This is a genomic window from Pseudomonas sp. PA-7-1E (assembly GCF_021605325.1).
Taxonomy (GTDB): Bacteria; Pseudomonadota; Gammaproteobacteria; order Pseudomonadales; family Pseudomonadaceae; genus Aquipseudomonas; species Aquipseudomonas fluorescens_BV.
On record NZ_WKFA01000029.1, the window covers coordinates 33,501 to 46,858 of the forward strand.

A 13,358-nucleotide genomic window follows, 5' to 3' on the forward strand; every position below is an offset into this window, starting at 1 on the left:
AAATGTGGGAGCCGGGCTTGCCCGCGATGCAGGCACCTCGAGGTATCAGTGATACCAAGGTGATGCTATCGCCGGCAAGCCAGCTCCCACACAAGCCGGCTCCCGCATTGGGTACAGCGTCGGCTTAGAGGCCGTAGCTCATCAGGCGCTCATAACGACGAGCCAGCAGCGCTTCGTTATCCAGCTTCTTGAGCATCGCCAGTTGCAACCCCAACTCGGCACGGATGGTCGCAGCAGCGGCAGCCGGGTCACGGTGGGCGCCGCCCAGTGGCTCGGCGATGACCTTGTCCACGATACCCAGGCCTTTGAGGCGATCGGCGGTGATACCCATGGCTTCGGCAGCGTCCGGCGCCTTTTCGGCGGTTTTCCACAGGATCGAGGCACAACCTTCCGGCGAGATCACCGCGTAGGTCGAGTACTGCAACATGTTCAGTTGGTCGCAGACACCAATGGCCAGGGCACCGCCGGAACCACCTTCACCAATCACAGTGGCGATGATCGGGGTTTTCAGGCGCGCCATGACGCGCAGGTTCCAGGCAATCGCTTCGCTCTGGTTGCGCTCTTCGGCGTCGATACCCGGGTAGGCACCCGGCGTGTCGATGAAGGTCAGGATCGGCATCTTGAAGCGCTCGGCCATTTCCATCAGGCGGCACGCCTTGCGATAGCCTTCCGGGCGCGGCATACCGAAGTTGCGGCGTACTTTCTCGCGCACTTCACGGCCCTTCTGGTGACCGATCACCATCACCGGCTGGTCGTCCAGGCGAGCGATGCCGCCCACGATGGCTGCGTCGTCGGAGAAGTGACGGTCGCCGTGCAACTCGTCGAACTCGGTGAAGATGTGTTCGATGTAGTCCAGGGTGTAGGGACGGCGCGGATGGCGAGCCAGGCGCGCGATCTGCCAGCTGGTCAGCTTGCCGAAGATGTCTTCGGTGAGCGTGCTGCTCTTGTCTTGCAGGCGAGCGATTTCATCACCGATGTTCAGCGAATTGTCATTGCCGACCAGGCGCAGCTCTTCGATCTTGGCTTGCAGGTCAGCGATCGGCTGTTCGAAATCAAGAAAATTCGGGTTCATAAGCGTCCGTCTTGGGTCGACGGCCAAGGGGTGCCTGGCCAGCCGGTTGTCTATTCGCGCCCTACCTTAAGGGAGAGGCGCGTTTAGGTCGAGATTAAATGTTTAGTCGAGATCAGATCTATATGACCGTCAACGGTATTGGAGGAAGACGTTGTCTCGCCCGAACTGGTCACGCAAAGCTTGAATCAAGCCATCAGCGGGATCAATTCGCCACGTCTCACCAAACTGCAACATGGCCTTGGCATCGCTGCCGGTGTACTCCATGGTCACCGGGCATGCGCCACGATGGCGTTTTAGCAGGTCACCCAACCAGCGTAGCTGATCACCTTTAAGCGCTTCGGTCTTGACCTTCAGGCGCAGGCTTTCGGCCAGGTTGGTGCGGGCGTCTTCCATGCTCATCACGCGCTTGATGCGCAGGCGCAGGCCACCGGAGAAGTCATCATTGCTGACCTCCCCTTCCACCACCACCATGGCGTCGGTCTGCAACAGCGATTGGGCGGAGTGAAACGCGTCGGCAAACAATGACGCTTCGATGCGGCCCGAGCGGTCATCGAGGGTGATGAAGCCCATCTTGTCGCCCTTCTTATTTTTCATCACCCGCAGGGCGATGATCATACCGGCGACGGTCTGGGTATCCCGCGCCGGTTTCAGGTCGATGATGCGCTGGCGGGCAAAACGGCGGATTTCGCCTTCGTACTCGTCAATCGGGTGGCCAGTGAGGTACAGGCCCAAGGTGTCTTTTTCACCCTTGAGGCGCTCCTTCAGAGTCAGCTCCTTGGCCTTGCGGTGATTCGCGTAGACATCCGCATCTTCTTCGACGAACAGCCCGCCAAACAGGTCGGCGTGGCCGCTGTCATGGGTACGGGCGGTCTGTTCGGCGGCCTTGATCGCCTCTTCCATGGCGGTCAGCAGCACCGCACGGTTGCGGTCGATATTGGCCTGGTAAGCCTTCGGCTCATCATGAAAATACGGGCCAAGACGGTCGAGTGCGCCGCTGCGGATCAGGCCATCGAGGGTACGCTTGTTGATGCGCTTGAGGTCAACGCGTGCGCAAAAGTCGAACAGGTCCTTGAACGGCCCGTCCTGACGCGCTTCGGTAATGGCCTCGACCGGGCCTTCGCCCACGCCTTTGATCGCGCCAAGACCATAGATGATGCGGCCTTCGTCGTTCACCGTGAACTTGAACTCCGAAGCGTTCACGTCCGGCGCGTCGAGGCGCAGCTTCATGGTGCGCACTTCCTCGATCAAGGTCACGACCTTGTCGGTGTTGTGCATATCCGCCGAAAGTACCGCCGCCATGAACGGTGCCGGGTAGTGGGCTTTCAGCCAGGCGGTCTGGTACGACACCAGGCCATAGGCGGCGGAGTGGGATTTGTTGAAGCCATAACCGGCGAACTTTTCTACCAGGTCGAAGATGTTACCGGCCAGGTCGGCATCAATATTGTTGGTGGCGCAACCTTCAATGAAACCTCCGCGCTGCTTGGCCATTTCCTCGGGCTTTTTCTTACCCATGGCGCGACGCAGCATGTCCGCACCGCCGAGGGTGTAGCCGGCCATCACCTGGGCGATCTGCATCACCTGTTCCTGGTACAGGATGATGCCGTAGGTCGGCGCCAGTACGGGCTTGAGGCCTTCATACTGATAGTCGGAATGCGGGTAAGCCAGCTCGGCCCGGCCGTGTTTACGGTTGATGAAGTCATCCACCATGCCCGATTGCAGCGGGCCCGGACGGAACAGGGCCACCAGTGCGATCAAGTCTTCCAGGCAGTCGGGCTTGAGCTTTTTGATCAGCTCCTTCATGCCCCGGGATTCAAGCTGGAACACTGCGGTGGTTTCGGCTTTTTGCAGCAGGCTGTACGTCGGCTTGTCGTCCAGCGGGATAAACGCGATATCCAGCGGCTCTTCGCCGACCTTGGCACGGTCGCGGTTGATGGTCTTGAGTGCCCAGTCGATGATCGTCAGGGTCCGCAGGCCGAGGAAGTCGAACTTCACCAGGCCGGCGGCCTCCACGTCGTCCTTGTCGAACTGGGTGACCAGGCCGTCGCCTTCTTCATCGCAATAGATCGGCGAAAAGTCGGTGAGCTTGGTCGGCGCAATAACCACACCACCGGCGTGTTTACCGACGTTACGCACCACGCCTTCGAGCTTGCGCGCCATGTCCCAGATTTCGGCGGCTTCTTCATCGACCTTGATGAAGTCGCGCAGGATTTCTTCCTGCTCGTAGGCTTTTTCCAGGGTCATGCCGACTTCGAACGGGATCATCTTCGACAGGCGGTCCGCCAAACCGTAGGATTTGCCCTGCACCCGCGCCACGTCGCGGATTACCGCTTTGGCGGCCATGGAGCCGAAGGTGATGATCTGACTTACCGCGTTGCGACCGTATTTTTCGGCCACGTACTCAATCACGCGGTCACGGCCATCCATGCAGAAGTCGACGTCGAAGTCGGGCATGGAAACCCGTTCCGGGTTCAGGAACCGTTCGAACAGCAGGTCATATTCAAGCGGGTCAAGGTCGGTGATCTTCTGTACGTAGGCCACCAGCGAGCCAGCACCTGACCCCCGGCCAGGGCCTACCGGCACACCGTTGTTTTTGGCCCACTGGATAAAGTCCATTACGATCAGGAAGTAACCGGGGAACCCCATCTGGATAATGATATCCAGCTCGAAATTCAACCGATCGACATACACCTGGCGCTTGGCTTCGTAGTCCTCGGTGGTGTCCTTGGGCAGCAGGACGCTGAGGCGTTCCTCCAGGCCATCGAACGACACTTTGCGAAAGTATTCGTCGATGGTCATGCCATCGGGAATCGGGAAGTTGGGCAGGAAGTGTTTGCCCAGCTTCACTTCGATGTTGCAGCGCTTGGCGATCTCGACGGAGTTTTCCAGGGCCTCGGGCAAGTCGCTGAACAGCTCCGCCATTTCCTCGGCGCTTTTGAGGTACTGCTCTTCGCTGTAGTTCTTCGAGCGGCGCGGGTCATCCAAGGCACGGCCTTCGCCGATGCACACGCGGGTCTCGTGGGCTTCGAAATCTTCTTTCTTGATAAAGCGCACATCATTGGTCGCCACCAGCGGCGCACCCAGCTTATCGGCCAGGGCTACGGCAGCGTGCAGATGCTCTTCATCGTTGGGGCGGTTGGTGCGCTGGACTTCCAGGTAGAACCGGCCTGGGAACACCTGCATCCACTCACGCGCCAGCACTTCGGCTTCCTGAGGGTTGCCGCCCAGCAGCGCGATGCCGATTTCGCCCTCTTTGGCCGCCGAGAGCATGATCAGTCCTTCGCTGGCTTCGGCCACCCACTCGCGCTCGATGATGATCGAGCCGTTGCGCTGACCATCGATAAAGCCACGGGAGATCAGTTCGGTGAGGTTGCGATAACCCACGCCGTTCATCGCCAGCAGGCTGATGCGGCTCAGGGGGCTATCCGGGTCTTTGTTGGACAGCCACAGATCGGCGCCGCAGATCGGCTTGATGCCGGCGCCCATGGCGTTCTTGTAGAACTTGACCAGGGAACACATGTTGTTCTGGTCGGTAACCGCAACCGCAGGCATGTTCATGCCCACCAGGGTTTTGACCAGCGGTTTGATCCGTACCAGGCCGTCGACCAGGGAGTACTCAGTGTGCAGGCGTAGATGAACGAATGAAGCCGGCATAGTGATCCTGTCTTGATACATGAAAACAACAAGGCCCGGATTGTACCGGGCCTGGGTAAAAACATCAGCCTTGCTGCTATACCTCGATCAGACTTTCACGGGCCTCATAAGCCTGGCGCACCGGGGCAAACGAGCGGCGATGGATCGGGGTGGGGCCGAGCCGAGCCAGAGCTTCCAGATGAACGGGGGTCGGGTAGCCTTTATGGCCTCCAATGCCGTAGCCGGGATAGATCAATTCGAACGCGGCCATTTCACGGTCGCGGCTGACCTTGGCCAGGATCGAGGCGGCGGCAATGGCGGGAACCTTGCTATCGCCCTTGACCACCGCTTCGGACGGCATTGTCAGTTTGGGGCAGCGGTTACCGTCGATCATCGCCATTTTCGGGGTGATGTGCAGCCCTTCCACAGCGCGCTGCATCGCCAGCATGGTGGCGTGCAGGATATTCAGCTCGTCGATTTCTTCGACTTCAGCCCGGGCGATATGCCAGCTCAGGGCTTTCTCACAGATCTCGTCATAGAGCTTTTCGCGACGGGCTTCGGTGAGCTTCTTCGAATCGTTGAGCCCCAGGATCGGGCGGTTCGGATCAAGGATCACCGCCGCCGTGACCACTGCGCCACACAGCGGGCCGCGCCCGACTTCGTCAACACCCGCCACCAGTTCGTGGGCTTGGGCGACGAGACTGAAATCCAGGCCCATTTGCATGGTCATAAGGCTTCCTGTTTATGGCCGATCAGGGTCAACACGGCGTCGGCCGCCTGGTTCGAGGCATCACGGCGTAACGTGCGGTGAATATCGTCGAAACCACGGGTCTGCTCTTCGCCGCCGTCAATCAAGGGTAGTAGGGTTTGCGCAAGCGCTTCGGGCGTTGCATCGTCCTGCAACAACTCCGGCACCAGCAGGCGCTGGGCCAGCAGGTTGGGCAAGGAAATGTAAGGGCTCTTGACCATGCGCTTGAGGATCCAGAAGGTCAGTGGCGCCAGGCGATAGGCCACGACCATCGGCCGCTTGTACAGCAGGGCCTCAAGTGTGGCAGTGCCCGAGGCGATCAACACCGCATCGCAGGCTGCCAGGGCCAGGTGGGACTGGCCATCGAGCAGGGTCAACGGCAGGTTGCGGCCTTCCAGCAGGGTTTCGATCTGTGCACGACGTTGTGGACTGGCGCAAGGCAGCACAAAGCGGATTCCCGGCTTTTGCGCCTGAAGACGTTCGGCAGCATCAAAAAACAACGCCCCCAAACGCCCCACCTCACCGCCACGACTGCCTGGCATCAACGCTACCAACGGGCCATCGGGCAAGCCCAGCTCGGCGCGCGCAGCCGCACGATCAGCCTGCAAGGGAATGGCGTCAGCCAGGGTGTGGCCGACAAACCGCACCGGCACGCCCTTCTCCTCGTAGAACCGGGCTTCGAATGGAAGCAAGGTCAACATCAGGTCGCAGCCTTCGCGGATTTTCAACACACGCTTCTGGCGCCACGCCCACACGGATGGGCTGACGTAGTGCACGGTCTTGATCCCGGCCTGGCGCAACTTGAGTTCGATATTGAGCGTGAAGTCCGGCGCATCGATGCCGATAAAGACGTCAGGTTTTTCTTCGATCAGCGTCTTGATCAGCAGCTTGCGACGAGCCAGCAGCTCACGCAGGCGCCCCAAGACTTCCACCAGTCCCATGACCGACAGGCGCTCCATGGGGAAATAGGAGGTCAGGCCTTCGGCCTGCATCAACGGGCCGCCGACCCCGATAAATTCCACCGCCGGATGCTGGGCCTTGAGCGCGCGCATCAAGCCAGCACCCAGGATATCGCCGGAAGCTTCACCGGCCACGAGCGCAATACGCAGAGTGGCCATGATCAGCGGGTGATGCCGCGAGTCGAGGTCTGGATAGAATCACGGAATACAGCGACTTCCGGGAACTGCGTGGCAGGCTCGGCCAACTCGGCCAGGGCCTGCTCCACGGTCAACCCTTGGCGGTAAACCGTCTTGTAGGCACGGCGCAGGGCGTGGATGGCTTCTTCGCTGAAACCACGACGACGCATGCCTTCAAAATTCATGCTGCGGGCTTCGGCAGGATTGCCGAACACCGTCACGAATGCCGGGACATCCTTGCCGATGGCGGTGCCCATACCGGAAAAGCTGTGGGCGCCGATATGGCAGTATTGATGTACCAGGGTGAAGCCGGAAAGGATCGCCCAGTCATCAACGTGCACATGGCCTGCCAACGCAGTGTTGTTGACCAGGATGCAATGATTGCCGATCACGCTGTCATGGCCGATGTGCGCATAGGCCATGACCAGGTTGTGATCACCCAAGGTGGTTTCGGCGCGATCCTGCACGGTGCCACGGTGAATGGTGACGCCTTCACGGATAATATTGTGGTCACCGATTACCAGGCGTGTTTCTTCACCCTTGTACTTCATGTCCGGGGTGTCTTCGCCTACCGAGGAAAACTGGTAGATGCGATTGTGTTTGCCAATACGGGTCGGACCCTTGAGGATCACGTGCGGCCCGATGACAGTCCCCTCGCCGATTTCCACACCTGCGCCGACGATCGACCAAGGGCCGACCTCAACGTCGGCGGCCAGTACGGCCGACGGATCGATGATTGCGCGAGGGTCAATCAAACTCATAGTTTGCGTTCCGCACAGATGATCTCGGCAGAGCACACCGGCTTGCCATCTACCGAGGCCTGGCATTCGAACTTCCAGATCTGGCGTTTGCAACTGATGAACTTGGCTTCCAGGATCAACTGGTCACCCGGGGTGACCGGGTTGCGAAAACGCAGCTTGTCCGAACCCACGAAATAGTAAAGCGTGCCGTCAGCAGGCTTGAGGTCGAGCATTTTGAAACCAAGGATACCGGCAGCCTGGGCCATGGCTTCGATGATCAAAACACCTGGCATGATTGGATGCGCAGGAAAGTGACCATTGAAGAATGGTTCGTTGATGCTGACATTCTTGTAGGCACGAATGCGCTTTTCCTCGACGTTGAGGTCCACTACGCGGTCCACCAGCAGGAACGGGTAACGGTGAGGCAGGTATTCGCGAATCTCGTTGATGTCCATCATTTCGGGGGGAAGCCTGTAATAAAGATTGGGGGCGGGCGCACCAGGCGCACGCCCCGCTAGCAAATCAAGGAGGCCGTCTAGCGGCCGCGCACACTTGATATGGAAATGGTATCAGCCTTCTGATGAAGCATTACCGCCAGGGGTCACGTCCCCGACACGCTTTTCAAGCTGTTTGATACGTCGTGCCATGTCGTCGATCTTCCTCAAACGCGCAGCACTCTTGCGCCATTCGGCCGCAGGTTGCATCGCGGTACCGGACGAGTAGGCCCCTGGCTCTGTGATCGAGTGGGTCACCATGGTCATACCGGTGATGAAGACGTTGTCGCAAATATCGATATGTCCCACCAGCCCTACACCACCGGCGAGCATGCAATGCTTGCCGATCTTGGTGCTGCCGGAAATACCTACGCAGGCGGCCATGGCGGTGTGATCGCCAATCTGTACGTTGTGGGCGATCTGGATCTGGTTATCGAGCTTTACACCGTTACCGATCACAGTATCGGCCAGGGCCCCGCGATCCACGGCGGTGTTCACGCCGATCTCCACATCATCGCCGATCAATACGCCACCGACCTGGGCGATCTTGTGCCAGACACCTTTGGAGTTGGCAAAGCCAAAACCTTCGCCGCCGATAACAGCACCGGACTGAATGACCACACGCTGACCAATACGCACATCGTGGTAGAGGGTCACGCGGGGGGCCAGCCAACCATTGGCACCAATTTCACAGCGTGCACCGATAAAGCAGTGGGCACCCACGGTGACACCAGCACCAATACGCGCCCCGCTTTCGATCACGGCGAATGCACCGATGCTGGCGGCAGGATCAACCTGGGCATCATCGGCGATCACGGCAGACGGGTGAATACCGCCGGCCGCCTTCGGCTTGGGATCGAACAGGTGCGACGCCTTGGCGTACGACAGGTACGGATCGGCCACCACCAGCGCATCCCCGGTAAACCCTTCGGCGTCGGCGGCCTTCAGCAACACGGCTGCGGCCTGGCAGTCGACCAGGTATTTACGGTATTGAGGATTTGCGAGGAAGCTCAACTGAGCTGGGCCAGCCTCCTGCAAGGTGGCTAGCCCAGTGATTTCTTTCTCCTTGGAGCCACGCAAGGTGGCTCCCAGGAACTCGGCCAACTCGCCGAGCTTGATAGTCGCTGTCATGGTTTACTTCAGCTGGTTCATGCGCTCGATCACCTGGCGGGTGATGTCGTATTGAGGCTTGACGTCGATCACGGCGCCACGCTCGAACACCAGGTCAAAGGCACCCTTCTTGATGACTTCTTCCACAGCGCTGTCCAATTTCGGCTTGAGCTGCTTGAGCATTTCGCGGTCGGCCACAGCCTTGGCTTCGTTCAGCTCCTTGGATTGGAACTGGTAGTCACGGGCCTTTTGCTTGAATTCAAGCTCCAGACGCTCGCGCTCGCCTTGCTGCATCTTGTCGCCACCGGCTACCAGGCGGTCCTGGATGCCCTTGGCGCTGCTTTCCAGCGTCTTGAGCTTGGTCAGCTGCGGACCGAATTTCTTCTCGGCATCCACGGCGTATCGCTTGGCCGCATCGGACTCCAGCAGGGCCATCTGATAGTTCAGGACCGCGATTTTCATTTCGGCGAAGGCCGGGGTGGTGACCAGCACAGTGGCCAGCAAGACCAATTGAGTCAACTTACGCACGATGTACTCCTACAGAATCCGTTGTCGTTATCTTAGGTCAGACGCTTAGAACGTCTGGCCGAGGGAGAATTGGAAAATCTGGGTTTCAGCGTTATCCGGTTTCTTGATCGGCATGGCCAGAGCAAAGCTCAACGGGCCCAGCGCAGTCACCCAGGTCACACCCACGCCCACGGAGCTCGCCAGGTTGCTGAGGCTCACGTCGTTGCATTGAGTATTGGACTTCAAGCCACTTGGGTTTTTGATCTGTTCGCACTTGGAGTCGAACACGTTACCCACGTCCCAGAAGACCGAAGTACGCAGGGAACGCTGGTCCTTGACGAACGGCAGCGGGAACAGAATCTCCGCACCACCCTGGATCAGCACGTTACCACCGAATGGCAGCGGGTCGTTGTCCGAGTCAGCGACAGTGCCCTGGTTACCGGTCCGGTCAAAACCGCGGCTCGGCGTACCACGCGGACCCAGAGTGCTGTCCTTGAAGCCACGTACCGAGTTGAAACCACCTGCATAGTAGTTCTCGTAGAACGGCAAGCCATCGGTCGAACCATAACCGTCGCCATAGCCCAACTCTGTGTGCAGGCGCATGGTGTAGTTATCGCTCAACGGCTGGAACAACTGGCCGCGGTAGTCGAGCTTGAAGAACGACAGGTCGCTGCCCGGCGTAGTGACTTCCGCGGTCAGGCTCTGGGAGTGGCCGCGGGTTGCCAGTACGCCTTTGTTCAGGGTCGACTCGGACCAGCCGGCAGACGCCTTGAAGTTCAGGAACTTGTCGCCTTCACGACGGGTGAAGTCGAAGATTTCGTCCACGGTATAAATACCGGTCTTGATCTCATCCTGCTGGGCGGTAAGGCCGAAGGTCAGGCGCGAAGTCTCGCTGATCGGGTAACCCACGTTTACACCGGCACCCAGGCTGTCGATCGCATAGCTTGCAACGTCAACATCGAGGTCTTTGTAGTCGGTGGTGCGGTAGAAGGCGTTGTAGCCCAGGCTCACACCGTCTGCAGTCCAGTAGGGGTCGGTATAGCCGAAGTTGTATCGGCTCTGGTATTCGCTGCGGGTCAGGCCGATGGACACACGGTTACCGGTACCCAGGAAGTTGTTCTGCGTGATGGAACCACCCAGGATCAAACCGGCACTCTGGGCAAAACCGACGCTGGCGGTGATCGAACCCGAGGCTTGTTCTTCAACGGCGTAGTTCACATCAACCTGGTCATCCACACCCGGTACGGCCGGGGTTTCGACGTTGACTTCCTTGAAGAAGCCCAGGCGCTCAAGACGGGTCTTGGACTGGTCGATCAGGTAGGTCGAAGCCCAGCCACCTTCCATCTGACGCATTTCACGACGCAGCACTTCGTCCGCGGACTTGGTGTTGCCACGGAAGTTGATACGGTTGACGTAGGCACGCTTGCCAGGATCGACGACGAAGGTGATGTCCACGGTGTGGTCTTCATCATTCGGGGTCGGCACGCCGTTGACGTTGGCGAAGGTATAGCCTTCGTTACCCAGGCGGCGGGTGATCAGTTCTGAGGTGGTGGTCATCAGCTTGCGCGAGAACACCTGGTCCTTCTGCACGAGCAGCAGGGACTTGACCTGGTCTTCAGGCACTTTCAGGTCGCCGCTGAGCTTGACGTCACGAACCTTGTACTTCTCGCCTTCGTTGACGTTGACGGTGATATAGACGTGCTTCTTGTCCGGGGTGATGGACACCTGGGTCGAAGCGATGTCCATGTTGATGTAGCCACGGTCCAGGTAGTAGGAGCGCAGGCGTTCCAGGTCACCGGAGAGTTTTTCACGGGCGTACTTGTCATCGTTCTTGAAGAACGACAACCAGTTGGTGGTCTTGAGTTCGAACAGGTCGACCAGGTCTTCATCAGGGAACTTGGTGTTGCCCACGACGTTGATGTGCTGGATGGCGGCCACGGTGCCTTCGTTGATGTTGACCTTCAGGCCCACACGGTTACGAGGCTGGGGGATCACTTCGGTTTCCACGGTCGCGGAGTAGCGGCCCTGGGCAACGTACTGACGTTGCAACTCGTTACGCACACCCTCAAGGGTTGCGCGCTGGAAGATCTCGCCCTCGGCCAGGCCCGATTGCTTCAGGCCCTTCATCAGGTCTTCAGTGGAGATGGCCTTGTTACCTTCGATCGCGATACTGGCGACGGAAGGTCGCTCGACGACCGTGATGACCAGGACGTTGCCTTCGCGACCCAGTTGGATATCTTGAAAGAACCCGGTTTTGAACAGCGCACGAGTGGATTCCACCAGGCGACGATCATCCGCCTGTTCCCCGACGTTCAACGGCAAGGCACCAAAGACGCTACCCGCGGAGACCCGCTGGAGGCCATTGACGCGAATATCGGAGATGGTGAAGGACTCGGCGTGAACTTCGGCGATCATCAATACGGTGAGAACCGCAGTTAGCAGCAGACGTTTCATGAAGTCCTTTCTTATTCCAACTGGCAATAAACAAACTGCCGCAAAATGCGGCAGATTCGCAATTCAGCGAAGCGTTACAGACGTCCCAGATCGTTGACCAGGGCTAACAACATCACCCCGACCACCAAACTGATACCAATCTGTATCCCCCAACCCTGCACCCGATCCGACAAGGGGCGACCACGCACCCACTCGACCAGATAAAACAGCAGATGCCCCCCATCCAATACTGGAATGGGCAGCAAATTCAGAACCCCAAGGCTAATACTCAGATAAGCCAGGAAATTCAGGAAATCCGCGACACCCGACTGGGCAGAAGCGCCCGCCACTTTAGCAATGGTTATCGGTCCACTCAAGTTTTTTACCGAGAGCTCACCGAACAACATTTTCTTGAGGGATTCGAGGGTCAGCACGCTCATGGTCCAGGTGCGTTTCGCGCCCTCTGCAATCGCTGCCAAAGGCCCGTAGCTGACCTCTCGCACCATCGATGGCGGCCATTCGACACCTTTGACCCCTGCCCCCAGGTAGCCCCCGGCCGCCTTGGCTTCGCCTCGCACCGCCAGGGTCACGGGGACGTCGATTTGAGCACCCTCGCGCTCAACTTTCAGCACAATTTTGGTATCAGGGCGCACACGCACCAGGTCGACCACCTGCTGCCAGTCATCCAGCGCCTGGCCATCAAGTGCCAACAGGCGATCACCGGTTTTCAGGCCAGCAGCCTGGGCCGGCCCCTTTGGATCCAGCTCGGCCAGCACCGGCGGCAAGGCCGGACGCCAAGGGCGGATCCCGAGGGATTTGATCGGATCGGGCTCATCGGCGCCCTTGAGCCAATGGTCCAGCGCCAATGCCCGCGGGGTTTCGGCGCTGGAGCCCTGGTCACGCACTACCACATTGACGGTGCCGCTTTCACCCAGGCGACGCACCAACTGCAAATTGACCGCGCCCCACCCTGTGGTGGGTTCGCCATCAATCGATACAATTTCCTGCCCTGCCGTCAAGCCCGCCTTGGCCGCGATGCTGTCGGCTTCGACCGCGCCAATGACCGGGCGCACCTGCTGGCTGCCCAGCATGGCCAAGACCCAGAAAAACACCATCGCCAACAGGAAGTTGGCGATCGGTCCCGCCGCCACAATCGCAATACGCTGACGAACGGTCTTGCGATTGAAGGATTGGTCCAGCTGGTCTGCAGGCACTTCGCCTTCGCGCTCATCGAGCATCTTGACGTAGCCGCCCAACGGGATAGCAGCAATGACAAACTCAGTGCCGCGGCGATCATGCCAGCGCAACAACGGCATGCCGAAACCGACGGAAAAGCGCAATACCTTGACGCCGCAACGACGCGCCACCCAGAAGTGGCCGAATTCGTGGAAGGTCACCAACACACCCAGAGCAACCAGGGTGCCGACAATCATGTAGAGCGCACTCATCTAATTTCTCCGCATTTCAATCCAATGCCTGAAGACTCAA

The 13,358-nt window shown here is 59.1% G+C and carries 10 protein-coding genes; all 10 read right to left on the reverse strand.

Features of this window, described 5'->3' with window-relative positions:
* Nucleotides 1–124: 124 nt before the first annotated feature.
* The gene (locus GIW79_RS18430; RefSeq protein WP_236453895.1) at nucleotides 125–1,072 is read right to left on the reverse strand and encodes an acetyl-CoA carboxylase carboxyltransferase subunit alpha; all 948 of its coding nucleotides are present in this window, start codon (nucleotides 1,070–1,072) and stop codon (nucleotides 125–127) included.
* A gap of 129 nt (nucleotides 1,073–1,201) precedes the next feature.
* Nucleotides 1,202–4,723 (reverse strand): DNA polymerase III subunit alpha, encoded by a 3,522-nt coding sequence (gene dnaE / locus GIW79_RS18435; RefSeq protein WP_072446898.1) that lies wholly within the window; start codon nucleotides 4,721–4,723, stop codon nucleotides 1,202–1,204.
* A gap of 76 nt (nucleotides 4,724–4,799) precedes the next feature.
* The gene (gene rnhB / locus GIW79_RS18440; RefSeq protein ID WP_161793220.1) at nucleotides 4,800–5,426 is read right to left on the reverse strand and encodes a ribonuclease HII; all 627 of its coding nucleotides are present in this window, start codon (nucleotides 5,424–5,426) and stop codon (nucleotides 4,800–4,802) included.
* Nucleotides 5,427–5,428: 2 nt separating this feature from the next.
* Nucleotides 5,429–6,568 (reverse strand): lipid-A-disaccharide synthase, encoded by a 1,140-nt coding sequence (gene lpxB / locus GIW79_RS18445; RefSeq protein ID WP_034126836.1) that lies wholly within the window; start codon nucleotides 6,566–6,568, stop codon nucleotides 5,429–5,431.
* A gap of 2 nt (nucleotides 6,569–6,570) precedes the next feature.
* Nucleotides 6,571–7,347: an acyl-ACP--UDP-N-acetylglucosamine O-acyltransferase gene (gene lpxA, locus GIW79_RS18450; protein ID WP_032893181.1), complete on the reverse strand. Its 777-nt coding sequence runs from the start codon at nucleotides 7,345–7,347 to the stop codon at nucleotides 6,571–6,573.
* Complete coding sequence (gene fabZ / locus GIW79_RS18455) at nucleotides 7,344–7,784, reverse strand: 3-hydroxyacyl-ACP dehydratase FabZ (RefSeq protein ID WP_003172281.1); 441 nt, start codon at nucleotides 7,782–7,784, stop codon at nucleotides 7,344–7,346. Before fabZ ends, lpxA begins: the two co-directional genes overlap by 4 nt.
* A gap of 111 nt (nucleotides 7,785–7,895) precedes the next feature.
* Nucleotides 7,896–8,951, reverse strand: coding sequence for a UDP-3-O-(3-hydroxymyristoyl)glucosamine N-acyltransferase (gene lpxD / locus GIW79_RS18460; RefSeq protein WP_197882190.1), 1,056 nt, complete (start codon nucleotides 8,949–8,951; stop codon nucleotides 7,896–7,898).
* 3 nt (nucleotides 8,952–8,954) lie between these two features.
* Complete coding sequence (locus GIW79_RS18465) at nucleotides 8,955–9,458, reverse strand: OmpH family outer membrane protein (protein ID WP_003189173.1); 504 nt, start codon at nucleotides 9,456–9,458, stop codon at nucleotides 8,955–8,957.
* Nucleotides 9,459–9,503: 45 nt separating this feature from the next.
* Entirely contained in the window at nucleotides 9,504–11,891 is a 2,388-nt protein-coding gene (gene bamA / locus GIW79_RS18470; RefSeq protein WP_236453892.1) for an outer membrane protein assembly factor BamA, read from the reverse strand.
* A 74-nt stretch (nucleotides 11,892–11,965) separates the two neighbouring features.
* Nucleotides 11,966–13,318 carry a sigma E protease regulator RseP gene (rseP, locus tag GIW79_RS18475; RefSeq protein ID WP_236453889.1) on the reverse strand — a complete coding sequence of 451 codons (1,353 nt, stop codon included), beginning with the start codon at nucleotides 13,316–13,318 and terminating at the stop codon, nucleotides 11,966–11,968.
* Nucleotides 13,319–13,358 lie beyond the last annotated feature (40 nt).

Excerpts from the sequence above, each read along its gene's own strand:
- GIW79_RS18430 (WP_236453895.1), bottom strand. The coding sequence starts at position 1,072 with ATGAACCCGAATTTTCTTGATTTCGAACAGCCGATCGCTGACCTGCAA.
- dnaE (WP_072446898.1), bottom strand. The coding sequence starts at position 4,723 with ATGCCGGCTTCATTCGTTCATCTACGCCTGCACACTGAGTACTCCCTG.
- rnhB (WP_161793220.1), bottom strand. The coding sequence starts at position 5,426 with ATGCAAATGGGCCTGGATTTCAGTCTCGTCGCCCAAGCCCACGAACTG.
- lpxB (WP_034126836.1), bottom strand. The coding sequence starts at position 6,568 with ATGGCCACTCTGCGTATTGCGCTCGTGGCCGGTGAAGCTTCCGGCGAT.
- lpxA (WP_032893181.1), bottom strand. The coding sequence starts at position 7,347 with ATGAGTTTGATTGACCCTCGCGCAATCATCGATCCGTCGGCCGTACTG.
- fabZ (WP_003172281.1), bottom strand. The coding sequence starts at position 7,784 with ATGATGGACATCAACGAGATTCGCGAATACCTGCCTCACCGTTACCCG.
- lpxD (WP_197882190.1), bottom strand. The coding sequence starts at position 8,951 with ATGACAGCGACTATCAAGCTCGGCGAGTTGGCCGAGTTCCTGGGAGCC.
- bamA (WP_236453892.1), bottom strand. The coding sequence starts at position 11,891 with ATGAAACGTCTGCTGCTAACTGCGGTTCTCACCGTATTGATGATCGCC.
- rseP (WP_236453889.1), bottom strand. The coding sequence starts at position 13,318 with ATGAGTGCGCTCTACATGATTGTCGGCACCCTGGTTGCTCTGGGTGTG.